This is a genomic window from Flavimobilis marinus (genome assembly GCF_900113055.1).
GTDB classification, from domain to species: domain Bacteria; phylum Actinomycetota; class Actinomycetes; order Actinomycetales; family Cellulomonadaceae; genus Flavimobilis; species Flavimobilis marinus.
Window position 1 is genome coordinate 967,734 of sequence record NZ_FONZ01000001.1, and the last position, 25,975, is coordinate 993,708.

Consider the following 25,975-nt stretch of genomic DNA (forward strand, 5'->3'; position numbering starts at 1 on the left):
GCCGGGCGTGCAGCACGGCTAGGGTGGTGCCGTGACTGACGTGATCAAGGTGGCCGTGCTCGGTGCGGCCGGACGCATGGGAACCACCGTCTGCGCTGCCGTCGAGGCAGCCCCTGACCTCGCGCTCGTGGCGCGGGTGGATGCCACGGACGACGTGGCCGCCGCGCTCCGCGACGCGAGTGCCGACGTCGTCGTGGACTTCACGGTGCCGTCCGCGACGGAGGCGAACGTGCACACCGCACTCGCGGCCGGGGCGCACGTCGTCGTCGGCACGACCGGCTGGACGCCCGAGCGCCTCGAACGGCTCGAGGAAGCGCTTGCCGCTCTGCCCGGACGTGGCGTCCTGATCGCGCCGAACTTCGGGCTGAGCGCGGTGCTGGCCATGACCCTCGCCGCGAAGGCGGCACGGTTCTTCGAGTCGGCGGAGGTCATCGAGCTGCACCACCCGGACAAGGTGGATGCGCCGAGCGGCACGGCTCGGCACACGGCGGCGGCGATCGCGGCGGCCCGCGGCGCGGCCGGTCTCGGCCCCAGCCCGGACGCGACGGAGTCCGGCTTCGACGCGCGCGGTGCGGACGTCGACGGCGTCCGGGTGCACGCGGTCCGGCTCCGCGGTCTGGTCGCGCACGAGGAGGTGCTGCTGGGCAACCCGGGCGAGCAGCTCGTCATCCGGCAGGACTCGTTCGACCGCACGTCCTTCATGCCGGGTGTCCTGCTCGCCGTGCGCAAGGTCGGCGGACGCCCCGGTCTGACGGTCGGCCTCGAGCACGTCATGGACCTCGACTGATGGCACGGCCGCGCCGCGGGCTCGTGCCCGCGCTCGCGCTCACCGCGCTGCTCGTCCTGTACACCTGGGCCGTGGCGACGCGGGGAGTCGCCCTGGTGCGGACCGGCGACCCGGCCGGCATCGGCATCGGAGCGGCGGTCCTGGTGGTCCCCCTCGTCGTGATCGGGCTGATCGCCCGCGAGTGGCTGCTCGCGACCCGCGTGCAGCAGATGGCGGACGAGCTCGCCGAGGCGGGCGAGCTCCCCGTGGACACGCTGCTCCGGTCGCCCGGAGGACGGATCGACCGGGCGGCCGCGGACGAGGCGTTCGGGACCGCCCGCGCGGCCGCCGAGCGTGACGACGCGGGGTGGCGCGAGTGGTACCACCTGGCGTTCGCCTACGACGCCGCGGGCGACCGTCGCCGCGCACGGCACGCGCTGCGCACGGCCGCGGCGCTGCGCAAGACGGCCTAGAGCGTCGCGGACCAGCGCGACTCGCGCACCTCGCGCTCGCCGGCCGCGAGCGTCCGCGTCCGCCCGCTCGGGCCGAGCCCGGCTCCGGCGAAGAACTGCTCGCGCGCCGCGTCGCCGTCGAGGATCCAGGTCACGACCTCCTCGGCGCGGTCTGTGCGCAGCCGGTCGACCGCCGCGGAGAGCAGCCGGGACCCGTGGCCCTGGCGCTGTGCGGCAGGCTCGACCTCGAGGGCGAGGATCTGTCCGGGCGCGACGGCGGCGAAGCCGACCACGACAGGTCCGGCGCACGCGACGAGCACTGCGAAGCCGGGCCCCGGGGGGGCGGTGATCGCGGTCGCCCACTGGGCCGCCATGCGCGGCTCGTCGAGCAGGTCGACGACCGCGTCGCCCAGGGTCGCCGCGTGCGCCGTGCGCCACGCGCTGACCTGCACGCGCGTCATGGCCACCTCGTCCCCGGCGACGGCGGGGCGGACGGAGACGTCTGCGGTCTCGGTGAAAAGGGCCATGGGCCGACCCTACCTGCGCGTCAGCACGCCACGTAGACGGTCTCGAGGTACTCCGCGAGCCCGGCGTGCCCGCCCTCGCGGCCCAAGCCGGACATCTTGGTGCCCCCGAACGGCGCCGTCGCGTCGGACACCAGCCCGCGGTTGAGGCCGATCATGCCCGCGTCCAGCTGCTGGGTGAGGCGCGTCGCCCGGTCGAGGTCACGGGTCCACGCGTAGGCGACCAGGCCCTCGTCGGTCGCGTTGGCGAGCGCGAGTCCCTCGTCATCAGATCCGAAGGTCACGACCGGGGCGACGGGCCCGAAGATCTCGGTGCCCAGCAGATCGGCGTCGGGCGCGACGCCGGCCAGGACGGTAGGGGAGAAGAAGTGCCCGGCACCGTCGCGGGGAGCGTCGCCCCCGGTCATCACGCGAGCCCCGCCGGCGCGTCCCGCGGCCACCACCTCGTGCATGTGGTCCACCGCGCGGGCGTCGATGAGCGGACCGACCTGGGCGCCGTGCCGACCGTCGCCCACCTCCAGCGCCGCGAACGCCGCGGTCAGCCGGTCCGTGAACTCGTCCGCGACGCCGGCCTGGACGTAGAACCGGTTCGCGGCGACGCAGGTCTGGCCTGCATTGCGCATCTTGGCGACCAGCGCCCCGGACACGGCAGCGTCGAGGTCCGCGTCGTCGAGCACGAGGAACGGCGCGTTCCCGCCGAGCTCCATCGACGTGCGCAGCACCCCGTCGGCCGCGGTGCGCAGGAGCTGCTGACCGACCGCCGTCGACCCGGTGAACGACAGCTTGCGCAGCCGACGGTCGCCCATGACGGCCGCGGAGAGGTCGCTCGCGCTGCTCGTCGGGACGACGTTGAGCACGCCCGTCGGCAGGCCGCGCTCCGTCAGGTGCCGCAGGACGACGTCGGCGAACAGGGCCGTCGTGAGCGGCGTCGGGCTCGCGGGCTTCACGACGACCGTGCACCCCGCGGCGAGCGCAGGCGCGATCTTGCGGGTCGCCATCGCGAGCGGGAAGTTCCACGGGGTCACGAGCAGGGCGGGGCCGACCGGTCGGCTGTGCACGAGCTGCGTCCCGCCGGCGGGCGCGGGGCGCGCGAGGCCGGGGAGGCGGACAGCCTCCTCGGCGAACCAGCGCACGAAGTCGGCGCCGTACGCAACCTCTCCCCGCGCCTCGTCGAGCGGCTTGCCGCACTCCGCGGTGATCAGCGCGGCGAACTCGTCGGTGCGTCCGACCACCTCGTCGTACACCGCGCGGAGCAGGTCGGCGCGGTCGCGGGGTGTCGTCTCGCGCCACCGCTGCGCACTCGCCACCGCCGCGTCGAGCGCAGCGACGCCGTCCTCGGGGCGCGCGTCGCAGACCTCGGCGACCACCTCGAGCGTCGCGGGGTCTTCGACGGCGAAGGTGCCGCGTCCCGCGGGACGGGTCCACGCGCCGTCGATCAGCAGGCCGGTGAGCGGTGAGTCGGTGTCCATCTGCCGAGTATCGGCCGACGCCGGCCTGATCGCGACCTGCCCGGGTGTCGGGTCGCGCGCCTCGTGTGGGATGGTCTGACATGCACGCGGCTACGCAGGCCGCGGGGACGACGGAGGGGAACCCATGCTGGTGGACGAGCGCTCGACGCCTGCGGTGTGCACCGCGTACGAGGACCTGTTGCGGCACGTGCTGGCCCACGGCACCGCGAAGTCCGACCGCACGGGCACGGGTACGCGCAGCGTGTTCGGTCACCAGATGCGGTTCGACCTCGCCCAGGGGTTCCCGCTCGTCACGACCAAGCGGGTGCACCTGCGGTCGATCGTGGGAGAGCTCCTGTGGTTCCTGCGCGGTGACTCGAACGTGCGCTGGCTGCAGGAGCACGGGGTGCGCATCTGGAACGAGTGGGCGGACGACGACGGCGAGCTGGGCCCGGTCTACGGCGTGCAGTGGCGGTCGTGGCCCACGCCCGACGGCGGGCACATCGACCAGATCGCCCGCGTCCTCGAGCAGCTCAGGAGCGACCCGGACTCGCGCCGAATCATCGTCTCGGCCTGGAACGTCGCCGAGCTCGACACGATGGCCCTCGCCCCGTGCCACGCGTTCTTCCAGTTCTACGTGGCGGACGGCCGGCTCTCGTGCCAGCTCTACCAGCGGTCCGCGGACCTCTTCCTCGGGGTGCCGTTCAACATCGCCTCGTACGCCCTCCTGACCCACATGATCGCCCAGCAGACGGGGCTCGAGGTCGGGGACCTTGTGTGGACCGGCGGCGACTGTCACATCTACGACAACCACGTCGCGCAGGTCACGGAGCAGCTGGCCCGCGAGCCGTACCCCTTCCCGCAGCTGCGCCTGCGCCGGGCCGCGTCGCTGTTCGAGTACGACTTCGACGACGTCGTGGTCGAGGGCTACCAGCACCACCCGGCCATCGCGGCGCCGGTCGCGGTCTGATCAGGCGGTCGGCGCGTCCAGCAGCGCGGACGTCGTCACGAACCGGTAGCCGTCGCCGCTGAGGCTAGCCACGAGCCGGTCCACGGCCACGTAGAGCGACTCGGCCGGGGTGGAGCGTCCGTCGTGGCAGAGCATGATCATGCCCGCCGTCGCACAGCTCAGGTTGTGGTCGACCTTCCGCTCGGCGCCGTCGGTGGGCAGGTGGTGGGACCAGAGGGCGACGCGGTAGCCGAGCTCCGCGGCGACGAAGAGCCCGGGCGCGTCGATCCGCCCCCAGGGTGGCCGGACGAGCGTCGGTGCGGCGCCGGTGGCTGCCTCGATGGCGTCGTGCGTCCGCACGAGGTTGTCCCGGAGGTCCGCCGCGGGCAGGTCCGTCAGGTCGCGGTGGCCCCAGCCGTGGTTGGCCACCTCGTGGCCGGCGGCCACGACGTCACGAGCGACGCCGGGGTGGCGTTCGACGGCGTCCCCCAGCTGGAAGAAGGTGGCGCGAGCGTCGTGCCGTGCGAGCACGTCGAGCACGCGGGGGGTCCACCGCGGATCCGGGCCGTCGTCGAACGTGAGGGAGACCAGGCGCTCGGCCGGCTGGGCGCGCCACACGACCTGGGCGGCGACGGCCGAGGCGACGGTCTCGGGCCGTGGCGAGACGCGGTGGGTCGGGCTCTTGCGGCGGCTCTGCGCCGCTCGTGCCTCCTCGGCCGCAAAGACGGTCAGGCCAGCGGCGAGCGCGCTCACGCCCGACGTCGTCAGCAGGCGTCGCCGGGTGAGGCCGGGTGCCGCCTCGCTGGTGGGGCGGTCGTCTGTCTGCTGGTCGGGCACGAGACGCGAGCGTAGCGGAGCGCGGCGTCGCGCGGGTGCGCGAGACGGCGCGTGGCGGGCCGCACGTGCGCGGTAGGTTGTCCCCATGGTTGCGCGCCCCGTCCCGAACCGTCCGTTCGGTGCTGTCCTGACCGCGATGGTCACGCCGATGTCGATCGACGGATCGCTCGATCTCGACGCCGCGGTGGCCCTGGCCCGTCACCTCGTGGACCACGGCCACGACGGTCTGGTGCTCAACGGCACCACCGGCGAGTCCCCGACGACCCACGCCCCGGAGAAGGCCGAGCTCGTCCGGGCGGTCGTCGACGCCGTCGGCGACCGTGCCCACGTGATCGCTGGCGCGGGCTCCAACGACACGGCGCACGCGGTGCGCATGGCCGAGAACGCGGCCGACGCCGGTGCGCACGGCCTCCTCGTGGTCAGCCCGTACTACTCGCGGCCCAGCCAGGAGGGCCTGGTCCGGCACACGCTCGCCGTCGCCGAGTCCACGGACCTCCCGGTGATGCTGTACGACGTGCCGGGCCGCACCGGCGTCCGCTTCGCGCCCGCGACCATCGCGCGCCTCGCCGAGCACGACGCCGTCGTGGCCATCAAGGACGCCACGGGCGACCTGTACTCCGCCGCGACGCTGATCGCGCGCACGGGCCTCGCCTGGTACTGCGGCGACGACTCGCTGTACCTGGCCTACCTGGCGCACGGCGCTGCAGGCGTCGTGAGCGTCGCGGGGCACGTCGTCGGCCCCCAGCTCGCCGCGCTCACGCAGGCGTTCGACGCCGGAGACCACGCCCGGGCCACCGAGATCCTCGTGGAGATCGCGCCCGCGATCGACGCGGTGAACGCGGCGGGCTTCCAGGCGGTCATGGCCAAGGCGGCTCTCGAGCTGCTCGGTCTCGTCCCCGGCCGCACCCTGCGGCTGCCCCAGGTCGCGGCCACCGACGACGACGTCGCCGTCGTGCGCGCCGGCCTGGTCGCCGCCGGGCTGCTCGCGCAGTCCCACTGAGAGGTACCCCATGAGCCACCCGCACCCCGAGCTCCCGCTGCCGCCCGCCCTCGTGGACCGCGGCACCCGGGTGGTCGCCCTCGGCGGCCTGGGCGAGATCGGCCGCAACATGGCCGTGCTCGAGCACCAGGGCCGGCTCCTGATCATCGACTGCGGGGTGCTGTTCCCCGAGGACCACCAGCCCGGCGTGGACCTGATCCTGCCCGACTTCGACTACATCGCCGACCGCATGGACGACGTCGAGGCGATCATCCTGACGCACGGGCACGAGGATCACATCGGGGGAGTGCCGTACCTGCTGCGGCTCCGGCAGGACATCCCCGTGCTGGGGTCCCAGCTGACGCTGGCGTTCGTCGAGGCCAAGCTCAAGGAGCACCGCATCACGCCGGTGACGTACGCGGTCAAGGAGGGCCAGCGCGAGCAGCTGGGGAAGTTCGAGGTCGAGTTCGTCGCCGTGAACCACTCGATCCCCGACGCGCTCGCCGTCGCCGTGACGACCACCTCCGGCACCATCCTGCACACGGGTGACTTCAAGATGGACCAGCTCCCGCTGGACGGGAGGATCACCGACCTGCGCGCGTTCGCGCGGCTGGGTGAGAAGGGGGTAGACCTGTTCATGGTCGACTCCACCAACGCGGAGGTGCCGGGGTTCGTCACGCCCGAGCGCGAGATCGGTCCGGTGCTCGACCGGGTGTTCGAGCAGGCGCAGAAGACCATCGTGGTCGCGTCCTTCGCCTCCCACGTGCACCGCGTGCAGCAGGTGCTCGACGCCGCGCACGCCCACGGCCGGCGCGTCGCCTTCGTCGGGCGCTCGATGGTCCGCAACATGGGCATCGCCGCCGAGCTGGGGTACCTCAGGGTGCCCGACGGGCTGCTCGTCGACATCAAGAAGATCGACGCGCTGCGCGAGAACGAGCTCGTCCTGATGTGCACGGGTTCCCAGGGTGAGCCCATGGCAGCGCTCAGCCGGATCGCGAACCGCGACCACCGCGTGTCGGTCGGTCCGGGGGACACCGTGATCCTCGCCTCTTCCCTGATCCCGGGGAACGAGAACTCGGTCTACCGGGTCATCAACGGGCTGACGCGGCTGGGTGCGAAGGTCGTGCACGGTGGCAACGCCAAGGTTCACGTGTCGGGGCACGCCTCGGCCGGCGAGCTGCTCTATTGCTACAACATCCTGCGCCCGCGCAACGTGATGCCCGTGCACGGCGAGGTGCGCCACCTCGTCGCGAACGGGGCCCTTGCGGTAGCCGCCGGGGTCGACCCGAAGCGCGTCGTGCTCGCCGAGGACGGCGTCGTCATCGACCTGGTCGACGGCGAGGCGAGCATCGTGGGGGCGGTGCCGTGCGGTTACGTCTACGTGGACGGCTCGAGCGTGGGCGAGCTCACGGACGTGGAGCTCAAGGACCGACGCATCCTGGGCGAGGAGGGGTTCATCTCGCTGTTCGCGGTCGTCGACTCAGCCACGGGCAAGGTGCTCGCCGGGCCGGAGATCCACGCGCGCGGGTTCGCTGAGGACGACGCGGTGTTCGACGAGATCATCCCGCAGCTCACGAGCGCCCTCGAGGAGGCTGCGGCGGCGGGGAGCGCGGACACCCATCAGCTCCAGCAGGTGATGCGACGGGTCGTCGGACGCTGGGTGTCCGGCCGGCTGCGCCGCAAGCCGATGATCATCCCGGTCGTCGTCGAGGCCTGACACACGTCGCCGGGTGCCTCGGATCGCCGCCCCGGCGCGGTAGCGTTCGAGCATTATGGCAACACGTGGGTCCACCTCCCGGACGGCTACCAAGAAGCGTCCCGCCGCGCAGAGCGGACGGGGCGCGAGCGCGGCGCGTTCTGGCAAGCCACGCGGGGCGGCTGCGAGCGCGCCCGAGCGTCCGCCGCTGCTGGTGCGCATGGTGCGCGGCACGTGGCTCGGGTTCGCCCACGGGGTGGGCGGCGCCACGCGTCGGGTAGGACGCGGTGCCCGAGACCTGGACCCGGCGCTGCGCCGTGACGGCGTCGCGCTCACGCTGCTCGGGCTCGCGATCATCGTCGCGGGCCGGGAGTGGTGGGGCCTCGAGGGCGCAGCCATGGACGTCGTGCACGCGATCGCGGCCGGGACCTTCGGCGTCGTCGCCGTCGCTCTCCCGCTCGTGCTGCTGTGGCTGTCCGTGCGGTTCATGCGCCATCCGCAGGAGTCGCAGGTCACGAGCCGCATGGGCATCGGCCTCGGTGCGATCACGATCGCGGTCTGCGGTCTGGTCGCGATCGCCGAGGACCTGCCCGCGCCCCGGGACGGCTTCGAGGGCGTGCGCGCCGCCGGCGGCGTGATCGGCTACCTCGTCGGCACCCCGCTCGTGGCCGGGCTCACGGCGTGGGTCGCGGTCCCCGTGCTGCTCCTCCTCGGCTTCTTCGGGATCCTCGTCCTGACCGCCACCCCGCTCGGTCAGGTCGTGCCGCGGCTGCGTGGCGTGGTCGACCGGCTCACCTACGGCAGGACGGCAGCGGACACGGACGAGACCCTGCAGCTCGCCGAGGGCGTCTCGCGCCACGACGCGCCGGACGAGGTCGAGGCGGCGCCCGTGCGCCGCCGTCGCTTCGGCCGCAACCCCCGCGCAGCGGAGGTCGCGCCGACGGACGTCCTGCCGCAGCCGTACGCCGGCGACGAGGCCTTCGAGGCCGCCGCGCTGCGCGAGGCCGACCTCGCCGAGCGCGAGGCCGCGGCCGACGCGACGCAGGTCCTGGGTGCGGAGGCCGCGGCGACCGCCCCGACGGCTCCGACCGAGGCGCTGGCTCCGGTCCCGGCCCCGCCGACGGAACGCGCAGCGCCCCCGACGGAGCGTGTCCCGGCGGGCGAGCAGCCGATGCTCTCGGGCGACATCGTCTACCTGCTGCCGCACGAGGAGAGCCTGGTCAAGGGACCGCCGCACAAGGTCCGCTCCGCAGCGAACGACCGTGTCGTGGAGTCCCTCACCAACGTGTTCGAGCAGTTCGGCATCAACGCGTCGGTGACCGGCTTCTCCCGCGGACCGACGGTCACGCGCTACGAGGTCGAGCTCGGGCAGGGCACCAAGGTCGAGCGGGTGACGGCTCTGAGCAAGAACATCGCCTATGCGGTGGCGAGCGCGGACGTGCGGATCCTGTCGCCGATCCCGGGCAAGTCCGCGATCGGCATCGAGATCCCGAACGCGGACCGCGAGACTGTCGCGCTGGGCGACGTGCTGCGCTCCTCGGTCGCTCGGCGCACCGAGCACCCGATGGTCATCGGGATCGGCAAGGACGTCGAGGGCGGCTACGTCGTGGCGAACCTCGCGAAGATGCCGCACATCCTCGTGGCCGGGGCGACCGGGGCGGGCAAGTCGAGCTTCGTGAACTCCATGATCGTGTCGCTGCTCATGCGTTCGACGCCCGACCAGGTGCGCATGGTGCTCGTGGACCCCAAGCGCGTCGAGCTGACGATCTACGACGGCATCCCGCACCTGATCACCCCGATCATCACGAACCCCAAGAAGGCCGCCGAGGCCCTCGAGTGGGTGGTGCGCGAGATGGACGCGCGCTACGACGACCTCTCGGCGTTCGGCTACAAGCACATCGACGACTTCAACGCGGCCGTGCGGTCCGGCAAGGTCAAGCCCCTGCCGGGTTCCGAGCGCAAGATCGCGCCGTACCCGTACCTGCTCGTCGTCGTCGACGAGCTCGCGGACCTGATGATGGTCGCGCCGCGCGACGTCGAGGCCTCGATCCAGCGCATCACGCAGCTGGCGCGCGCCGCCGGCATCCACCTGGTGCTCGCGACCCAGCGTCCGAGCGTGGACGTGGTCACCGGGCTCATCAAGGCGAACGTGCCCTCCCGGCTCGCCTTCGCGACGTCGTCCCTGACGGACTCGCGCGTCGTGCTCGACCAGCCGGGGGCGGAGAAGCTCATTGGCCAGGGCGACGCGCTGTTCATGCCGATGGGCGAGGCCAAGCCCATGCGTGTGCAGGGCGCGTGGGTGACGGAGAGCGAGATCCACGCCGTCGTCCAGCACGTCAAGACGCAGCTCAAGCCCGTCTACCGCGAGGACGTCGCCGTCACGGCCGCGAAGAAGCAGGTGGACGAGGACATCGGCGACGACCTCGACCTGCTGCTCCAGGCCGCCGAGCTCGTCGTGACGACGCAGTTCGGCTCGACCTCCATGCTGCAGCGCAAGCTCCGGGTGGGCTTCGCCAAGGCGGGCCGCCTGATGGACCTGCTGGAGTCGCGCGAGATCGTCGGCCCGTCCGAGGGTTCGAAGGCGCGCGAGGTGCTCGTGCAGCCCGACGACCTGCCGGGCACGCTCGCGATGCTTCGCGGTGCGCCGGCCGAGCCCGAGGCCGTCCCGTCGCATGAACCGCCCGTGGCGCAGGAGTACTTCGACGACGACGCGCCGAGCGAGGACGACGCCTGGGGCGAGACGGGACGCTGAGGCCGCGCCGGCGGCGTGCCGGCCGTGCGGTAGGCGTGCGCGGTCCGCGTCAGCCGCGGGGGAGGACCTCGACGGTCGCCGTCGGCTCGGGTGGCGCCGTGCGCTCCGGCGCGCTGCCGTCGACGACGTCGCGCACCCGGTCGTAGCGGTCGGCCACGTCCCTCGCGCTCAGCGTACCGGCGCCGTCGGGGATCTCGGACAGCACGTGCATGACGTGCCCCGCCTTGCGGTCCACGGTGATCGCGGTCCACTCGGCCTCGGTCACGCGGGCTGCCTCGCCAGCGGCGTGCTCGACCGTCGCGGTGAGGAGCAGGCCCGAGTCGGTCTGTGGGACGCAGCACTCGGTGTCCTGGTTGGAGATCATGTTGCCCAGGCCGTACGCGGTCCACATGCCTGCGCCGTCAGGTCCGCCGGGCAGGAGAGCCATCGGCTGGGGGACGTGCGCGTGGTGCCCGATCATGAGGTCGACCAGGCCGGAGCCCGCCAGCGACTCGGCGACCTCCACCTGCTGGTCGGTGGGGACAGCCTGGTACTCGTTGCCCGCATGCACCGAGACGATCACGAGGTCGGCACCGTCGGCGCGGGCGGCGCGGGCCTGGTCGACGAGCTGGTCGACGTCGATCAGCTGCACGGCCCACGGCTGCTGCGCCGGCATGGGCAGGCCGTTGACGCCGTAGGTCGCGGCAAGGTGCGCGACCCGCGTGACCTGGCCGTCGACCGTGACGTCGTAGAGCTGGGGGGCGTCGGCCTCGTCGGCGCTCCGGGCCGTACCCACGTGCCCCAGCCCGACGGCGTCGAGCCGGTCCAGGGTGGTCTCCACCCCGGCGTAGGCACGGTCGACCGAGTGGTTCGAGGCCGTCGAGCACCCGTCCCAGCCCTGGTCCACCAGGTCGTCTGCCAGCAGCGGGCTGGCGCCGAACATCGGGTAGCCGCTGACCTTCTGCCCGGCCGGCGTGAAGGGCACCTCGAGGTGGCACAGGGCGAGGTCGGCCGAGGCCACCCAGTCGTCGATGCCGGCGAGCAGCGGTGAGAAGTCGTACCCGTCTGCCGTGCGCGCGGAGATGTGCACCCACTCGTGCGGCAGCACGTCGCCGCCGGCGAGGATCGTGAAGACTGCCGGCTCGGGCTCCGGCTCGGGCTCCGGCTCGGGCTCCGTCGGCGGGGCGGGCTCTGGGCTCGTGGCGGCCGGGCTGGGCGTCGACGCCGTGGCGGACCCCGGAGGCACCTCGTCGTCCGCAGCGAGCCAGGCCGCGGTCCCGGCCGTCGCGGCCCCCGCGACGACGATTCCCGCGGCGAGCAGGGTCCGGGCGGGTCGGCGCGCCGGCGCGGTCGAGCGACTGTGCTTCACAGCTCGTCACAGTACCGGCCGGAGGAGGGCGCCCGCGCCGCGCCGCCCGTCCCCGGCGCCTCGTCGTCGGCCGACCCCTATTGTGGATCCGTGACCACATCGGACCCGGCCCCCGAGCCCCTCGAGGGCGACGTGCCCAGCCTGCCCGTCGCACCGCCGCCGAGCCCCTGGAACAGCGCGAACCTGGTGACGATGGCGCGGATCGCGCTCGTGCCGTTCTTCGCGTGGGCGTTGCTCGTCGAGGACGGGACGGACGCACGGTGGCGCTGGGTCGCCGTCGGCGTGTTCGTGCTCGCGGCGGGCACCGACAAGGTCGACGGCTACCTCGCACGTCGGTACGGCCTGATCACCGACCTCGGCAAGCTGTTGGACCCGATCGCGGACAAGCTCTTGATCGGCACGGCGCTCGTGGGCCTGTCGCTCGTCGGCGAGCTGTGGTGGTGGGTGACCGTCGTCGTGCTCGTGCGCGAGCTGGGCATCACCGCCATGCGCTTCTTCCTGCTGCGGTACGTGGTGCTCCCGGCCTCGCGCGGCGGCAAGCTGAAGACGCTGATGCAGTCGGTGGCCCTCGGACTCATGCTGACGCCGCTGTGGCTGCTGCCGGAGCCGATCACGTGGCTGGCCTACGCGGCCATGGCCGCGGCCGTCGCGGTCACCCTGGTGACCGGCGTCGACTACGTCGTCCAGGCGGTACGGCTGCGGCGCAGCGCCCGCACGGAAGCCTGACGCGCGCGTGCCCGGCACCGCGGACGGCTCGGCCCCCGAGGCGCTCCTGGTCGCGGCGCACGCGCGCGGTCTGACCATCGGTGTGGCTGAGTCGCTCACCGGCGGCCTGGTCTGTGACTCGCTGGTGGCGGTGCCGGGGGCGTCGCGCACGCTCCGCGGGGGCGTCGTGGCGTACGCGACCGACGTCAAGCGGTCCGTCCTCGGAGTGGACGGTGACCTGCTGGCGGAGGTGGGTCCCGTGCACGCGGAGGTCGCGCGGCAGATGGCGACGGGTGCCGCTCGGGTGCTGGGCGCGTCGCTCGGGCTCGCCACGACCGGGGTTGCGGGCCCCGGCCCCCAGGACGGCGTCGCCGCAGGGACCGTCGTGGTCGCCGCGGTCCTGGCGGACGGTCGGCACGTCGTGCACGAGCACCGCTGCGAGGGCGGTCGCGCCGCCGTGCGCGTCGCTGCGGGCTCGGCGGTCATCGCCGCGGCCCTGGAGCTCCTCGACCAGACGCGCTGACGACTCCGGGAACAATCGTCCCCAGGCGTGCGTTGGGACGGGTGTGGCTGCCGGTGGGCTCGACCCGCCTGACGGCGCCAGGCGCGGTACCGTATGGTTCCGCACTCAGAAGAGGAAAGGGGGTCGCCATGGTGGTTCTACGCCGAGAGATCGGAGATGTGCTGCGCGACGCGCGTCAGCGACAGGGGCGAACCCTCCGTGAGGTGTCGTCTGCGGCACGAGTGTCCCTGGGTTACCTCAGCGAGGTCGAGCGCGGTCAGAAGGAAGCATCGTCCGAGCTCCTGGGCTCGATCTGCGACGCCCTCGCCATGCCGATGTCGTCGATCCTGCGCGAGGTGAGCGACCGTATCGCTGTCGCTGAGGGTCTGCTGATCCCCGACACGGTCCCCGACGACCTCGCGACGCCGGTGCGGCACGGGCTGCGTCGCCGCGAGCTGCAGCCGATCGGCTGAACCCAGCGTGCCGGCTCAGCCGGCACGCTGGCAGGTCGGGCACCAGAAGATCGGGCGCTGCTCGGGCGGCTGACGCGCGAGCTCCCGGACGATCACCGACCGGCAGCGAGGGCACCGCTGGCCCGCGCGGTTGTGCATGTGCACGACGCGGGCCCCCAGCCCTCCGGTGACCGCCTGGAGCATCTGCCCGCGGATCACCGTGACAAGGCGGAGGAGCGCAGTGCGGGGTAGTTGTGCCACGGGCAGCCACGGGTTCGTCCGTGTGGCGAAGAGGCCCTCGGCCACGTAGAGCGTGCCGATCCCAGCGACGGCCCGCTGGTCGAGCAGCGCTTCGGCGAGCGGTGCACCCGTCCCGACGAGCCGGTCGACGATCTGTTCCGGGTCCCAGTCGGCGGCGAGGATGTCCGGCCCCAGGTGACCGAGGATGACGTGCTCGTCGCGGGTCCGCACGAGGTCCAGCATGCCGAGCCGGTGGCCCGTCGCCGTCCACTGCTCGTTGGCGAGGACAGCGCGGACGAACGCGCCCTTGCCGGCCGCCTCGTGGGTGCCCGTCCGCGCGACGTACCACGACCCGTCCATGCGCAGGTGCGTCCGCAGGGTCCAGCCTGAGTCCAGGCGCATGAGCAGGTGCTTGCCGTACGCAAGCACGTCCTCGGGGGTGGCCCCGACGAGGTGGGCGCCCCCGGTGCCCGGCCAGCGCAGCTCGGCCCGGACGAGCGGCCGGCCAGCCAGCGCCGCGTCGAGGCGCTGGGCGGTGAGCGCCACGACGTCGCCCTCAGGCACGCTCCACCACCCGCAGACCCCTGGGCGTGCGACCGAACCCTGCGGCGAGCAGGGCCTCGGCGGCCACACCCGCCCCGGTGGTGACTTCGACCCCGTCCACGCGCTGGACGGTCATCCGGCCCAGGGTCCCGGCCCGTGCGGCGGACGCGATCGCGTCCGCTCCGGCGGCGAGCGTGTCTGTGTCGGTGGTGAACGTCAGGACGGTCCGGCCGCCACGCTCCAGGTACCACGTCAGCACGCCCCCGACGAGCACGACGACGGCGCCGGCCTTGCGCCCGGCACGGTGCCCGCCCGTCGGGTCGGGCCAGGCGAGCGCGGCGCCGTACGGGTTCGCCGGGTCGGTGGCGGCGAGCAGCAGCGCGTCGCGGGACCCGCTGCGCGCGTCGTCGCGCAGGGCGTCGACGGCCCCGGGGATCGCGAACTGGGAGCCACCGAGGTGCTCGACGAAGTACCCACGCCGAACGTCGCCGCTCTGCTCGAGGGCGGCGAGCACCCGGTACACGCCCGGGTACTCGCGGGTGACGCCCTCGGCCGGCGCGACGGCCCGTGTAAGCACGCCGTGGCGGTCGAGGAGCACGGTCGCCAGGGCGTGCAGCCGCTCGGTCGGCTCGACGGCTGCGGGGCGCAGGGCTGCCCAGCGACCGTCCGTCGCGTCCGCGCGCGGCGCCAGGGCACGCAGGCCGAAGCCTCGGCGCCCGGGCCGCGTCGCGGTGCGGGGAGCGCTCCGACGCCCGGGGTGCAGCCGGGCACGGAGCGGGGCGAACGAGTCGTTGGTGACCGCTCCGACCCAGGCCAGGTCCCACAGCACCCCGCGGACGGCGGCCTCCGAGACGACGACGGCCGGCTCGGCGGACTCGTCACGCCCGAGCTCCGCGCGGACGGTCGCGGCGATCTGGCTGACGAAGAAGGCGCCGCCGCGCGCGAGGGCGTCGGCTACCGCGACGTGCAGCGGTCCGGCATCGACGACGTCACGCGGCGGGAGGAGGGTGAGGTCGGCGGTCTCGGCGAGGTGGAGGCTCACGAGGCCGTCGCCGGCGCCGCGCGAGCCCGGGAGCGCGGCGTGCCCGGCCCAGAGCACCTGGCCGGTGGTCGTGAGGTCGTCGAGGAGCGCGGGGGAGTAGTCGCGGACGCGGGCCGGCAGGATCCGGGTCTCCAGGTCGGAGAGCGGCAGCGGCAGGCCTGCGAGCTGCTCGACGGCGCGCAGCAGGCCCGCGGTGCCGCGCAGGTCGCCCAGTCGCTGCCACCGGGGCAGGAAGACGCCGAGCGCTTCCTGGGGCACCGGTTCGACCTCGCGTCGCAGCGCTGCGAGCGACCGGCGCCGCAGCTGTCGCATGACCTCGGGATCGCAGTACTCGTTGCCGCCGCCCCCGAGCGACTCGGGAAGGAGACGCCCCGCGAGGAGCCGTCCGCTCCGGGCGAGGCGTTCCAGGACCTCGTGGGCGACAGCGACCGGCACCCCGAACCGGGCGGCGGCGTCCGCGGCTGCGAAGGGGACGTGGGTCCGGGCGTGCCGGCTCAGCAGGTCGCCGAGCGGGTCGGCGACGGGCTCCGTGAGCGCTGCGGGCAGGCCGGGGGGGAGCGCGACTCCGAGGGCGTCCCGCACCCGGCCGGCGTCCTCGACCGCGACCCACTGCGCGCCGTCGGGCCCGTCCCGTCCGGGGAGACGGACGGCGACCAGCCGGCGCTGGTCCGTGAGGCTCTCGATCCATCCCGGTACGTCGTCGTGAGCCTCGGGGCGCGTCCGCGCGACGATCTCGGTCAGCGGCAGGGGGCCGACCCGGCGCAGCAGGTCGACGAGGTCCTCGGCGTGCCGCAGCAGTCGGCCCTCGGTGCGTCCCGCGAGCTCGTCGGCGACCGCGGTCACCGCAGCGGGGTCGAGGAGGTCGGCGATCTGGGCCTCGCCGGTACGCCCGAGGAGCTCGTCGAGGAGCGTCGGGTCCAGGGTCAGCGCGGCCGCTCGCCGTTCAGCCAGCGGCGCGTCGCCGTCGTAGAGGAACTGGGCGGTGTAGCTGAACAGCAGGGACTGCGCGAAGGGGGACGGGGTGGTCGGCGCGGCATGCACGACCTCGACGGCGCCGTCGGCGATCCGGCGCATGAGGGCGCCGAGCGCGGCTACGTCGAAGTCGTCCTGGAGGCACTCGCGCACGGCCTCGAGCACGATCGGGAACTGGTCGTAGCCCGAGGCGACCTCGAGCAGCTGCGCGCTGCGCTGGCGTTGCTGCCAGAGGGGCTGGCGCTTGTCCGGGGACCGGCGCGGCAGAAGGAGCGCGCGGGCGGCAGCCTCGCGGAACCGGCTCGCGAACATGACCGAGCTGCCCAGCTGCTCCCGGACGGCGCGGCTGACCTGATCCGGGTCGATCAGGAGGTCGTCGAGGTCGAGGTCTGGGCCGCGGTTGCCGTCGGCCCACCGCTGCCCCTGACCGTCCGGGCTGTCGTCGAGGAGCACGTCGGGCAGTCGCAGGACGATGCCGTCGTCGGCGTGCATCGCGGCCACGTCCGTGCCGTAGCGCTCGCGCAGCCGCGCGCCGAGGACCAGCGCCCAGGGCGCGTGCACGCGGGCGCCGTAGGGGGAGTGGATCACGATCCGCCAGTCGCCGATCTCGTCGCGGAACCGTTCGACGACGACGGTCTGGTCGTCGGGCACCGCGCCCGTCGCGGCCTCCTGCTCGGTCAGGTACGCGAGCAGGTTCTGCGCGGCCCAGGCGTCGAGCCCCGCGGCGGCGAGGCGCTCGAGCGGGGCCTCGGTGCGGCGGAGCTCGCGGGTCCAGGCACCGATCGCCTGCCCGAGCTCCGCGGGCCGGCCGGCGGCGTCACCCTTCCAGAAGGGCAGGCGACCGGGGACGCCGGCGGCGGGCGAGACGAGGACGCGGTCGGGGGTGATGTCCTCGATCCGCCACGTGCTCGACCCGAGCGTGAAGGTGTCGCCGACCCGCGACTCGTAGACCATCTCCTCGTCGAGCTCGCCCACGCGCTTGCCGCCGCGCGGGCGCGACGGCTCGTCTGCGGCGTCCGAGCCGGGGACGCCGGAAGCGAGGAAGACGCCGTAGAGACCGCGGTCGGGGATCGTGCCGCCGGAGGTGACGGCCAGGCGCATCGAGCCCGGGCGAGCCGTGACGACGTCCGTCGTCCGGTCCCACGTGATCCGGGCGCGCAGCTCGCCGAACTGCTCGCTCGGGTAGCGGCCCGAGAGCATGTCGAGCACGGCGCGCAGCGCCCCGTCGCCCAGGCTCGCGAACGGCGCGGCGCGGCGCAGGACCTGTGCGAGGTCCGCGACCGCCCAGTCGTCGACCGCGACCATCGCGACCACGTGCTGGGCGAGGACGTCGAGCGGGTTGCGCACCAGGGCGAGCCGTTCGATCTGCCCGGCCGCCATGCGCTCGGCCGCGACGGCGGCGGGGACCAGGTCGCCGCGGTTGGTGGGGAAGACGACGCCACGGCTCACGGCGCCGACCTGGTGCCCCGCGCGGCCGATGCGCTGCAGGCCGCTCGCCACCGACGGCGGGGATCCGATCTGGACGACGAGGTCGACCGCACCCATGTCGATCCCGAGCTCGAGCGAGCTGGTGGCCACGACCGCCGGCAGCCGTCCGCTCTTGAGCTCGGACTCCGTGAACGTGCGCTCGGCGCGGGACATCGACCCGTGGTGGGCGCGGGCGAACACGGCCTCGGCCCCGACCGCGGCCCCGGACTGCGCCATCACCTCCGCCGGGCGCAGGGTGCCGTGGTCCGGCAGCGCAGGGTCGGGACCTGGTGCGGTGCGCTCGGTCCAGACCTCGTTGAGCCGCGCGGTCAGCCGCTCGGCCGACCGGCGTGAGTTGGTGAACACGATTGTGGAGCGGTGCTCGGCGACGAGGTCGACGACGCGCTCCTCCACGTGCGGCCAGATCGACGGGCGTCGCAGCGGCCCAGCCGCCGCGCCCGAGAGGTCGGGCTCCGCCGCGGGGCCCGCCACCGCGCCCGCGAGGTCGGTGAGGTCCGGGACGGGCAGCACGACGTCGACGTCGATCTGCTTGGTCACGTGCGGCTGGACGACCCGGACCCGGCGTCCGCCGTCCTCGGCGTCGCGGTGGCCAGCCAGCAGCTCCGCGACCGTGCTCGTCGGGTTGACCGTCGCCGACAGCCCGACCCGCTGCGCGGGCGCGGGGAGCAGCTCGTCGAGCCGTTCGAGGCTGACGGCGAGGTGAGCACCGCGCTTTGTGCCGGCGACTGCGTGGATCTCGTCCACGATGACGGTGCCGATCTCGCGCAGCCCCTCGCGAGCCCCGGACGTCAGCATCAGGTAGAGGGACTCCGGGGTGGTGATGAGGATGTCGGGCGGGCGCGTCGTCAGCGCTCGGCGCTCCGCCGGTGACGTGTCCCCGGTGCGCACCCCGATCCGCACGTCGCGGACCTCGTGCCCCAGACGGGCGGCCGCGTGCCGGATCCCGGTCAGCGGGCTGCTGAGGTTGCGCTCGACGTCGGCGGCCAGCGCCTTGAGCGGGGAGACGTACAGGATCCGGTCGCCCGTGGCCGGCCCGGCGTCGGCGGGGGCGGCGCCCCGGGGCCGCACGAGACGGTCGATCGCCCAGAGGAACGCGGCTAGCGTCTTGCCCGATCCGGTCGGAGCCACGACCAGTGCATGGTCTCCGGCGCGGATCGCGGTCCAGGCGCCGGCCTGCGCGCTCGTCGGCCCGGCGAAGGCGCCCCGGAACCACGCGCTGGTGGGGGCGTAGAACTCCGCCATGGCGTCGCTGGCATCCGTGGTGTTCTCGGCGGGCCTGGTCACGCCCCCATTGTGGATGCTGGCACCGACATCCGCGTGGCAGGCTGGGAGGCATGCGCTACCGCGAGTTCTGGGACCTGGTCGACGACGTCTTCGGCCGCGCCTACGGCCGCTCCCTGGCCTCGGACCAGGTACTCGACGCCCTCGGTGGCCGGACGGCGGCGCAGGCCATCGACGACGGCCTCGAGCCGCGCCTCGTGTGGCATGCCCTGTGCGACGCCATGCAGGTTCCCGACCAGCGGCGGTGGGGGCGCGACCCGCACCGGCAGGCACCTCCCGCGCGCTGACGACACGCGGGCCGGGCACGCGCGAGTCGAACACTTGTTCGGTATGCTCGTGCGTACGGCGCCCCGGCTGCACAGCGGTGCTCCGTGCTCGCCGTCCACAGGGTCGGGACCCGTCCGGGACCGTGTCGGTGGTTCTCGTTAGCCTCGGCAGGGCACACAGACAGCAGATCAGCAGCGGCCTCGGCGCCGCCGAGAGAGCGTGGAGATACTGACATGGCAGCAGCAATGGATCGTGAGAAGGCCCTCGAGGCGGCTCTGGGTCAGATCGACCGCCAGTTTGGCAAGGGATCGGTCATGCGCCTCGGGGACGAGACCCGCGCGCCCGTCGAGGTCATCCCCACCGGGTCGATCGCCCTGGACATCGCCCTCGGCATCGGCGGTCTGCCGCGTGGCCGCGTCGTCGAGATCTACGGCCCAGAGTCGAGCGGAAAGACGACCGTCGCGCTGCACGCCGTGGCGTCGGCCCAGCGCGCCGGCGGCATCGCCGCGTTCATCGACGCGGAGCACGCACTCGACCCCGAGTACGCCAAGAAGCTCGGCGTCGACACCGACGCGCTGCTGGTCTCTCAGCCCGACACCGGTGAGCAGGCGCTCGAGATCATGGACATGCTGATCCGCTCCGGGGCCATCGACATCGTCGTGATCGACTCGGTGGCGGCGCTCGTGCCCAAGGCTGAGATCGAGGGCGAGATGGGCGACAGCCACGTCGGGCTGCAGGCCCGCCTCATGTCGCAGGCCCTCCGCAAGATCACCGGTGCGCTGAGCTCGTCGAACACCACGGCGATTTTCATCAACCAGCTGCGCGAGAAGATCGGCGTCTTCTTCGGGTCGCCCGAGACCACCACCGGTGGCAAGGCGCTCAAGTTCTACGCCTCCGTGCGCATGGACATCCGGCGCATCGAGACCCTGAAGGAGGGCACGGACGCGGTCGGCAACCGCACCCGCGTCAAGGTCGTCAAGAACAAGATGGCGCCGCCGTTCAAGCAGGCGGAGTTCGACATCCTGTACGGCGTCGGCATCTCCCGCGAGGGCGGCCTGATCGACATGGGTGTGGAGCAGGGCATCGTCCGCAAGTCCGGATCGTGGTTCACCTGCGACGGCGACCAGCTCGGCCAGGGCAAGGAGAACGCGCGCGGGTTCCTCCGAGACAACCCGGACCTCGCCAACGACATCGAGCGTCGGATCAAGGAGAAGCTCGGCATCGGCCCGAAGCCTGAGGGTGGCGCCGCGCCGGTGGCCGCTGCGCCCGCCGTCAGCAAGGGCGGCAAGAAGGTCGACTTCTGAGTCCGGGGCAGGCCCGCGCGCGCCGAGGGAAGACCTTCGGCGCGCGCGGTGCCGACCACCCGTCCGGCGACGGCGCGGACGACGCGCGACCCGACGAGGACCCGCAGGCGGAGAACGTTCTGGCGGAGGACCCGCAACTGCAGGAAGAGCGTGCCCGCGAGTACCTGCTGCGCTCCCTGGGAGCCGCGGCCCGGACACGGCACCAGCTCAGCCAAGGCCTCGCCCGCAGGAACGTCGACCCTGAGCTTGCCGAGCGCTTGCTCGACCGGTTCACGGAGGTCGGTCTGATCGACGACGCCGAGCTGGCACGAACGCTCGTGCGCACCCGTGTCGCCGAGCGCCACCTGTCCCGGCGGGCGCTCGCCGTCGAGCTGCGCCGCAAGGGCATCGCCGATGACGATGCGCGCGCCGCCCTCGAGCGGATCGACGACGACCTCCAGGAGGAGACGGCGCGCGCGTTCGTCGCGAGTAGGATCAGACGCGCATCGTCGCTCGACCCTGTGACGCGCTCCCGACGTCTCGTCGGTGCGCTCGCCCGCAAGGGCTACTCGGCCGAGGTGGCGACACGTGTCGTCCGCGAGGCCCTCGCCGCGGATGCCGCCGCGCGAGACGAGGACGACTTCAGGAGCTGAGCATGGACGGGATCGACACCAGCATCCTGCTGCTGGTCCTGCTCGGTGCTTGCCTCGTGGCACTCATCCTCGTGCTGGTCGCCCGGCGTGAGGCGGAGGCTGTCCGGCGCCAGGCCCGCGACGACGTCGCCAGCATCCGGGAGGAAGCACGCGAGCTCAGCCGCGACGCCGCCCGCCGGGCGCAGCGAGCGTCGGACCTCGAGACCGAGCTGGCGGCGGAACGCGAGCGTCTGGCCCAGGTCGCCGAACGGCTCGACGCCCAGGCGCGGCGCCTCGCCTCATCCGAGGCGGAGACCGTCGCCGTCCGCGCGGCCCAGCAGGAGGCCGTCGTCCAGGAGCTCGAGCGGCTGAGCGCGCTCACGGCCGACGAAGCGCGTGACGCGCTCGTGCTGCGCATGACGAGCGACGCCGAGCGTCGCGCCGACGCCCGGGTCCGCAGGCTCGAGGCCGCCGCTCGCAGGACAGCCGACGAGCGCGCCCGCGCGGTCGTCGCCGCCGCCGTCAGCCGCCTCGCTGTCCCCACCAGCACGCAGACCAGCATCACGATCGTCCCCCTGCCCAGCCCCGACCTCAAGGGACCGATCATCGGTAAGGAGGGCCGCAACATCCGGACGTTCGAGGCCACGTCGGGCGTGACCCTGATCGTGGACGACAGCCCCGACCACGTCCTGCTCTCCTGCTTCGACGCTGAACGGCGTGAGATCGCCGAGGTCGCCCTCGTCGAGCTCATGGCCGACGGTCGCATCAACCCCGAGCGGATAGAGGCAGCGCTGCGCCAGGCCGCCGCCGGCGCCGCCGACCGCGCGACGAGCAGCGGCCACGCCGCCGCGGAGGCCGCAGGAGTCCCTGCGCTGCACCCGGACCTGATCGAGGCGCTCGGCAGGCTGCGCCTGCGCTCCTCCTACGGGCAGGACGTCCAGGCCCACCTGGTCGAGTCGGCACACATCGCGGGAGCCATCGCCGCTGAGCTCGGCGCAGACGAGGCGCTGGCACGCCGCGCTGCGCTGCTCCACGACATCGGCAAGTCCGTCCCTGCGACCGTCGAGGGCAGCCACGCGACGCTCGGCGCCCGGCTCGCGGCGCGGTGCGGCGAGTCCGCAGCGGTCGTCAACGCCATCGCTGCGCACCACGGTGAGGTCGCCTCGGACACCGTCGAGGCGGTCGTCGTCCAGGCGGCCGACGCCATCTCGGCCGCGCGCCCGGGTGCACGCCGCAACGACGTCGACCAGTTCGTCGAACGGATGGAGTCGATCGAGCGGCTCGTCGCTGAGCACGCCGGAGTCGCCAAGGTGCTCGCGATGGGTTCAGGGCGCGAGGTGCGCGTCGTCGTCGAGCCCGCGGCCGTGTCCGACGCCGACGTCCCGCGCCTCGCCCAGGCGATCGCTGACCGCATCACGAGCGAGCTCCCCGTCCCTGGCGAGGTCCACGTCACGGTGATCCGCGAGCTGCGCGCGAGCGCCACCGCGGGCTGACGCGGACTCACATCTGGTTGGCGCCCTCGGCCTCCACCCGGACCGGGCCCGTCGTGCGCGAGCGCAGCAGTCGTGCCAAGAGCTGCGCCACCGTCGACAGCACCATGTTGACCACGATGAAGATCACCGCGATCACGATGACCGCGGGGATGTAGTTGGAGAAGTTCGTCGACAGGTACTCGGCCTGGCGGAGCAGCTCGACATACCCGATCAGATACCCGAGAGCCGAGTCCTTCACGACCACGACGAGCTGGCTGACCAGCGCCGGCGCCATCGCCACGATGCCCTGCGGCAGCTGCACCGAGCGCAGCGTCTGGCCATAGGTCAGACCGACGGAGAGCCCTGCCTCGCCCTGCCCCTTGGGGAGCGAGGTCACCCCCGAGCGCACGAGCTCCGCCACGACCGAGCCGTTGTACAGGGTCAGCGCGACGACCACGGCCGTCAGTGCGAACTGGTCGGGCGGCACCAGCCGGTAGACGATCAACAGCTGGTAGACGAACACCATCATCAGGAGCACAGGGACGGCACGGAAGAACTCGACGACCACGGTGCTCACGGCGCGGACCGCCCGGTGCTGCGAGAGCCTGCCGAGGCCGAAGACCAGCCCGAAGACGCCAGCGAGCACCACGGAGTAGGCGGCGGCGACCAGCGTTCCCTTCAGGCCCGGCCACAGGTAGTCCTGCCAGGTCGATGCTTCGAGGAAAGGCGTCCACTTGGCCGCGGTGAGCTGGCCGTTGGCGTCGAGCTGGAGGAGGACGACCCCGAGCCCGGCGAGGAGCAGGAGCACCGCGAACACGTTCGCCACGGCGAAGTTCCGTCGGGTGCGTGGCCCCGGCGCGTCGAACAGGGGAGAGGCGCTCATCGGGTCACCGCCAGCCGGCGCGAAGCCCAGGTGACGACCAGCCCGACGGGCAAGACGATGAGGATGAAGCCGAGCGCGAAGATCGCGAAGATCCCGAAGAGCACGTCCGGACGATTCTCGATCATCTCCTTCATGACGTACGAGGCCTCGGCCACGCCGATGGTCGCGGCGACCGTGGTGTTCTTGGTCAGGGCGATCACCACGTTGCCGAGGGGCGCGATGGCGCCGCGGAACGCCTGCGGGAGGATCACGATCGACAGGCTCTGGCGGAACGTCAGACCGATCGACCGGGCGGCCTCGGCCTGCCCCAGCGGCACGGTGTTCACGCCGGACCGGAGCGCCTCGCACACGAACGACGCGTGGTACAGCGAGAGCCCGAGGACCGCGAGCCGCACGTTGTTGTCGACGATGAACGTCCCGGAGTCGCGGTCTGCGAGCACAACGCCCAGCTGGGTGTAGAGCCCGAGGCTGCACGCCACCACGATCAGCGTGAGCGGCGTGTTGCGCACCACGTTGACGTAGATCGCGCCGCCGGCCTGCAGCGAGGCGATCGGGGAGACACGCATGATCGCGAGCACGGTGCCGATCAGCAGCGACCCGACGAGCGTCGCGCCCGCGAGCACCAAGGTCATCTGGAATGCGCCGAAGATGTCGTACTCGGAGAACAACGACGTGACCTGGGGGAGGGCTCCGCTCAGGGTGATCACCGCCTAGGTGGATCGGAGGGACGGACGGGGCCGCGCTGTCGCGGGCGCGACCCCGTCCGACGGTCAGGCGCAGGCAGCCGGCGTCGGCGGGTTCAGGTCGGCGTTCGGCGTGTACGTCTCCCCGGCGTTGCGGGCCAGGGCGGTCTCCCACTCGCCGGACTCGATCATCTTGCTGATCGCGGCGTTGACGTCCTCGCAGATCTCGTTGTCCTGGGGGAGGCCGACGCCGTAGTTCTCCTCGGAGAACGGGTTGCCGACGACCTTGAGCTTGCCGGCGTTCGCCTCCTGGGCGGCGAAGCCCGCCAGGATGATGTCGTCGGTCGTGACCGCGTCGATCGTCCCGGCGGCGAGCTGCTCGATGCACTTGGAGTAGGTGTCGAACTCCTGGAGCTGCACGCCGGCGGAGTACTCGTCCTTGACGCGCTGGGCCGACGTGGAGCCCTGCACCGAGCAGAGCTTCTTGCCGTCCAGGGCCTCGGGGCCGGTGATGTCGGTGTTGTCCTCCGCCACGAGCAGGTCCTGGCCGGCGACGAAGTACGGGCCCGCGAAGGCGACCGTCTCCTTGCGGGAGTCGGTGATCGAGTAGGTCGCGAAGATCATGTCGACCTGACCGCTCTGCAGGAGGGTCTCGCGCTGGGGTGACGGGCTCTCCTTGAACTCGATCTGGTCCTCCTCGTAGCCAAGCTCGGCTGCCACGTAGCGCGCCACGTCGACGTCGAAACCCGAGTAGGAGTCGCCGGACTTCAGGCCCAGACCGGGCTGGTCGAACTTGATGCCGATGGTGACCTTCTCGTCGTCGCCTCCTTCTTCCGAGCTGCAGGCGGTGAGGCCTACGGCGGCCACCGAGGCAAGGGCGATCGCGGTGAGTGTGCTGCGGCGCATGGTGTTCTCCCGTCGTCGTGCGTCGTATCGTGCCGAGGGTGGTGCGTCCTGCCGCCCGGCGCCCCGCCGGTTGCCAGAGGCGGGCTGCGGGCGGCGGGAGGTCTCTAGTGGGTGAGGATCTTGGACAGGAAGTCCCGCGCGCGGTCCGAGGTCGGGTGCGTGAAGAACGTCTCCGGCTCCGCCTCCTCGACCACGCGGCCGTCCGCCATGAACACGACGCGCTTCGCGGCCTTGCGCGCGAAGCCCATCTCGTGGGTGACGACGATCATCGTCATCCCCTCCCGGGCGAGGGCGACCATCACGTCGAGGACCTCGTTGATCATCTCCGGGTCGAGGGCCGACGTGGGCTCGTCGAAGAGCATCACCTTGGGGTGCATGGCGAGCGATCGCGCGATCGCGACGCGCTGCTGCTGTCCGCCCGAGAGTGCAGCGGGGAGCTTGTGCGCCTGGTTGGCGACCCCGACCCGTTCGAGGAGCTCCATCGCCTCCTTCTTCGCGGCGTCGGGCTTGACGCCGCGGGCCTTGATGGGGCCGAGCGTGACGTTCTCGAGCACAGTCTTGTGCGCGAACAGGTTGAACGACTGGAAGACCATGCCGACGTCGGCACGCAGCTTGGCGAGCGCCTTGCCCTCCGCGGGCAGCTCCTGCCCGTCCACCCGGATGGTGCCGGAGTCGATCGTCTCCAGCCGGTTGATCGCGCGGCACAGGGTGGACTTGCCCGACCCCGAGGGACCGATCACGACGACGACCTCGCCGGTCGCCACCGAGAGGTTGATGTCCTGGAGCACGTGGAGGTCGCCGAAGTGCTTGTTCACGCCGACGAGCTCGACGAGCGGGTGGGCAGCGGCAGTGCCTGCATCTGTCATCCTCTGA

At 72.9% G+C, this 25,975-nt stretch carries 23 protein-coding genes and 1 pseudogene; 14 read left to right on the forward strand and 10 right to left on the reverse strand.

All coding sequences use genetic code 11. The features are described 5' to 3' along the window. Positions 1 to 31: 31 nt before the first annotated feature. Positions 32 to 787 carry a 4-hydroxy-tetrahydrodipicolinate reductase gene (gene dapB, locus BMZ30_RS04470; RefSeq protein ID WP_093375392.1) on the forward strand — a complete coding sequence of 252 codons (756 nt, stop codon included), beginning with the start codon at positions 32 to 34 and terminating at the stop codon, positions 785 to 787. Further along, positions 787 to 1,239 carry a hypothetical protein gene (locus BMZ30_RS04475; RefSeq protein ID WP_093375394.1) on the forward strand — a complete coding sequence of 151 codons (453 nt, stop codon included), beginning with the start codon at positions 787 to 789 and terminating at the stop codon, positions 1,237 to 1,239. The genes dapB and BMZ30_RS04475 overlap by 1 nt, the downstream gene beginning before the upstream one ends. On the opposite strand, the gene BMZ30_RS04480 is transcribed toward BMZ30_RS04475, so the two are convergent. Both BMZ30_RS04480 and BMZ30_RS04485 read right to left on the reverse strand, forming a co-directional pair. Further along, a complete protein-coding gene (locus tag BMZ30_RS04480; RefSeq protein ID WP_093375396.1) occupies positions 1,236 to 1,745 on the reverse strand; it encodes a GNAT family N-acetyltransferase in 510 nt (169 codons plus the stop codon). The genes BMZ30_RS04475 and BMZ30_RS04480 overlap by 4 nt on opposite strands. Before the next feature lie 20 nt (positions 1,746 to 1,765). Beyond that, positions 1,766 to 3,211 (reverse strand): NAD-dependent succinate-semialdehyde dehydrogenase, encoded by a 1,446-nt coding sequence (locus tag BMZ30_RS04485; RefSeq protein WP_093375398.1) that lies wholly within the window; start codon positions 3,209 to 3,211, stop codon positions 1,766 to 1,768. A gap of 124 nt (positions 3,212 to 3,335) precedes the next feature. On the opposite strand from BMZ30_RS04485, the gene BMZ30_RS04490 reads away from it, so the two are divergent. Next, entirely contained in the window at positions 3,336 to 4,160 is an 825-nt protein-coding gene (locus BMZ30_RS04490) for a thymidylate synthase (RefSeq protein WP_177191270.1), read from the forward strand. Here BMZ30_RS04490 and BMZ30_RS04495 read toward each other — a convergent pair whose 3' ends face one another. After that, positions 4,161 to 4,976 (reverse strand): polysaccharide deacetylase family protein, encoded by an 816-nt coding sequence (locus tag BMZ30_RS04495; RefSeq protein ID WP_219810177.1) that lies wholly within the window; start codon positions 4,974 to 4,976, stop codon positions 4,161 to 4,163. Between the two features lie 85 nt (positions 4,977 to 5,061). Between BMZ30_RS04495 and dapA the strand changes: the two genes are divergently transcribed. The 3 genes from dapA to BMZ30_RS04510 are packed head-to-tail and all read left to right on the forward strand — an operon-like array spanning position 5,062 to position 10,403. Next, entirely contained in the window at positions 5,062 to 5,976 is a 915-nt protein-coding gene (gene dapA / locus BMZ30_RS04500) for a 4-hydroxy-tetrahydrodipicolinate synthase (protein WP_093375402.1), read from the forward strand. Between the two features lie 10 nt (positions 5,977 to 5,986). Beyond that, on the forward strand, positions 5,987 to 7,672 hold the full coding sequence (locus tag BMZ30_RS04505; RefSeq protein WP_093375404.1) for a ribonuclease J: 1,686 nt from the start codon (positions 5,987 to 5,989) through the stop codon (positions 7,670 to 7,672). Between the two features lie 55 nt (positions 7,673 to 7,727). Then, positions 7,728 to 10,403, forward strand: coding sequence for an FtsK/SpoIIIE family DNA translocase (locus BMZ30_RS04510; RefSeq protein ID WP_093375406.1), 2,676 nt, complete (start codon positions 7,728 to 7,730; stop codon positions 10,401 to 10,403). Positions 10,404 to 10,452: 49 nt separating this feature from the next. On the opposite strand, the gene BMZ30_RS04515 is transcribed toward BMZ30_RS04510, so the two are convergent. After that, positions 10,453 to 11,751, reverse strand: a complete 1,299-nt coding sequence (locus BMZ30_RS04515; protein WP_093375408.1) for a CapA family protein — start codon at positions 11,749 to 11,751, stop codon at positions 10,453 to 10,455. A gap of 90 nt (positions 11,752 to 11,841) precedes the next feature. Here BMZ30_RS04515 and pgsA point away from each other — a divergent pair, with 90 nt between their 5' ends. The 3 genes from pgsA to BMZ30_RS04530 all read left to right on the forward strand — a co-directional run bounded on the left by pgsA (position 11,842) and on the right by BMZ30_RS04530 (position 13,431). Further along, positions 11,842 to 12,477 (forward strand): CDP-diacylglycerol--glycerol-3-phosphate 3-phosphatidyltransferase, encoded by a 636-nt coding sequence (gene pgsA / locus BMZ30_RS04520; protein WP_093375410.1) that lies wholly within the window; start codon positions 11,842 to 11,844, stop codon positions 12,475 to 12,477. 7 nt (positions 12,478 to 12,484) lie between these two features. Next, positions 12,485 to 12,979: a CinA family protein gene (locus tag BMZ30_RS04525; protein ID WP_177191271.1), complete on the forward strand. Its 495-nt coding sequence runs from the start codon at positions 12,485 to 12,487 to the stop codon at positions 12,977 to 12,979. A 128-nt stretch (positions 12,980 to 13,107) separates the two neighbouring features. Then, a complete protein-coding gene (locus BMZ30_RS04530; protein ID WP_093375412.1) occupies positions 13,108 to 13,431 on the forward strand; it encodes a helix-turn-helix domain-containing protein in 324 nt (107 codons plus the stop codon). Positions 13,432 to 13,446: 15 nt separating this feature from the next. Here BMZ30_RS04530 and BMZ30_RS04535 read toward each other — a convergent pair whose 3' ends face one another. Together BMZ30_RS04535 and BMZ30_RS04540 are read right to left on the reverse strand one after the other, a co-directional pair. Then, positions 13,447 to 14,214 (reverse strand): DNA-formamidopyrimidine glycosylase family protein, encoded by a 768-nt coding sequence (locus BMZ30_RS04535; RefSeq protein ID WP_093375414.1) that lies wholly within the window; start codon positions 14,212 to 14,214, stop codon positions 13,447 to 13,449. Beyond that, positions 14,207 to 18,979, reverse strand: a complete 4,773-nt coding sequence (locus BMZ30_RS04540) for an ATP-dependent helicase (protein WP_268248130.1) — start codon at positions 18,977 to 18,979, stop codon at positions 14,207 to 14,209. Before BMZ30_RS04540 ends, BMZ30_RS04535 begins: the two co-directional genes overlap by 8 nt. Positions 18,980 to 19,029: 50 nt before the next feature. Here BMZ30_RS04540 and BMZ30_RS04545 point away from each other — a divergent pair, with 50 nt between their 5' ends. The 5 genes and pseudogenes from BMZ30_RS04545 to rny all read left to right on the forward strand — a co-directional run bounded on the left by BMZ30_RS04545 (position 19,030) and on the right by rny (position 22,651). Further along, entirely contained in the window at positions 19,030 to 19,263 is a 234-nt protein-coding gene (locus BMZ30_RS04545; protein WP_093375418.1) for a DUF3046 domain-containing protein, read from the forward strand. Positions 19,264 to 19,476: 213 nt separating this feature from the next. Then, positions 19,477 to 20,547, forward strand: coding sequence for a recombinase RecA (gene recA / locus BMZ30_RS04550; protein WP_093375420.1), 1,071 nt, complete (start codon positions 19,477 to 19,479; stop codon positions 20,545 to 20,547). A gap of 164 nt (positions 20,548 to 20,711) precedes the next feature. Continuing rightward, a pseudogene (locus BMZ30_RS14005) lies at positions 20,712 to 20,804 on the forward strand (hypothetical protein); the annotation flags it as partial. Next, positions 20,805 to 21,179, forward strand: a complete 375-nt coding sequence (locus BMZ30_RS04555; RefSeq protein WP_219810178.1) for a regulatory protein RecX — start codon at positions 20,805 to 20,807, stop codon at positions 21,177 to 21,179. It abuts the pseudogene before it with no gap. Between the two features lie 2 nt (positions 21,180 to 21,181). Next, positions 21,182 to 22,651 (forward strand): ribonuclease Y, encoded by a 1,470-nt coding sequence (rny, locus tag BMZ30_RS04560; protein ID WP_093375424.1) that lies wholly within the window; start codon positions 21,182 to 21,184, stop codon positions 22,649 to 22,651. 7 nt (positions 22,652 to 22,658) lie between these two features. Here rny and BMZ30_RS04565 read toward each other — a convergent pair whose 3' ends face one another. The 4 genes from BMZ30_RS04565 to BMZ30_RS04580 all read right to left on the reverse strand — a co-directional run bounded on the left by BMZ30_RS04565 (position 22,659) and on the right by BMZ30_RS04580 (position 25,968). After that, positions 22,659 to 23,513, reverse strand: a complete 855-nt coding sequence (locus BMZ30_RS04565) for an amino acid ABC transporter permease (protein ID WP_093375426.1) — start codon at positions 23,511 to 23,513, stop codon at positions 22,659 to 22,661. Beyond that, positions 23,510 to 24,220 (reverse strand): amino acid ABC transporter permease, encoded by a 711-nt coding sequence (locus tag BMZ30_RS04570; RefSeq protein ID WP_308430755.1) that lies wholly within the window; start codon positions 24,218 to 24,220, stop codon positions 23,510 to 23,512. Before BMZ30_RS04570 ends, BMZ30_RS04565 begins: the two co-directional genes overlap by 4 nt. Positions 24,221 to 24,283: 63 nt before the next feature. Then, positions 24,284 to 25,102, reverse strand: a complete 819-nt coding sequence (locus BMZ30_RS04575; RefSeq protein WP_093375428.1) for a glutamate ABC transporter substrate-binding protein — start codon at positions 25,100 to 25,102, stop codon at positions 24,284 to 24,286. Between the two features lie 104 nt (positions 25,103 to 25,206). Further along, positions 25,207 to 25,968: an amino acid ABC transporter ATP-binding protein gene (locus tag BMZ30_RS04580; protein ID WP_093375430.1), complete on the reverse strand. Its 762-nt coding sequence runs from the start codon at positions 25,966 to 25,968 to the stop codon at positions 25,207 to 25,209. Between the last annotated feature and the right edge of the window lie 7 nt (positions 25,969 to 25,975).

Bases quoted from the DNA above. Each gene is read 5' to 3' on its own strand.
- BMZ30_RS04505 (WP_093375404.1), top strand. From the start codon at position 5,987: ATGAGCCACCCGCACCCCGAGCTCCCGCTGCCGCCCGCCCTCGTGGAC.
- BMZ30_RS04545 (WP_093375418.1), top strand. From the start codon at position 19,030: ATGCGCTACCGCGAGTTCTGGGACCTGGTCGACGACGTCTTCGGCCGC.
- BMZ30_RS04475 (WP_093375394.1), top strand. From the start codon at position 787: ATGGCACGGCCGCGCCGCGGGCTCGTGCCCGCGCTCGCGCTCACCGCG.
- BMZ30_RS04580 (WP_093375430.1), bottom strand. From the start codon at position 25,968: ATGACAGATGCAGGCACTGCCGCTGCCCACCCGCTCGTCGAGCTCGTC.
- dapA (WP_093375402.1), top strand. From the start codon at position 5,062: ATGGTTGCGCGCCCCGTCCCGAACCGTCCGTTCGGTGCTGTCCTGACC.
- BMZ30_RS04510 (WP_093375406.1), top strand. From the start codon at position 7,728: ATGGCAACACGTGGGTCCACCTCCCGGACGGCTACCAAGAAGCGTCCC.
- rny (WP_093375424.1), top strand. From the start codon at position 21,182: ATGGACGGGATCGACACCAGCATCCTGCTGCTGGTCCTGCTCGGTGCT.
- BMZ30_RS04480 (WP_093375396.1), bottom strand. From the start codon at position 1,745: ATGGCCCTTTTCACCGAGACCGCAGACGTCTCCGTCCGCCCCGCCGTC.
- BMZ30_RS04565 (WP_093375426.1), bottom strand. From the start codon at position 23,513: ATGAGCGCCTCTCCCCTGTTCGACGCGCCGGGGCCACGCACCCGACGG.
- BMZ30_RS04530 (WP_093375412.1), top strand. From the start codon at position 13,108: ATGGTGGTTCTACGCCGAGAGATCGGAGATGTGCTGCGCGACGCGCGT.
- BMZ30_RS04490 (WP_177191270.1), top strand. From the start codon at position 3,336: ATGCTGGTGGACGAGCGCTCGACGCCTGCGGTGTGCACCGCGTACGAG.
- BMZ30_RS04485 (WP_093375398.1), bottom strand. From the start codon at position 3,211: ATGGACACCGACTCACCGCTCACCGGCCTGCTGATCGACGGCGCGTGG.
- recA (WP_093375420.1), top strand. From the start codon at position 19,477: ATGGCAGCAGCAATGGATCGTGAGAAGGCCCTCGAGGCGGCTCTGGGT.
- BMZ30_RS04575 (WP_093375428.1), bottom strand. From the start codon at position 25,102: ATGCGCCGCAGCACACTCACCGCGATCGCCCTTGCCTCGGTGGCCGCC.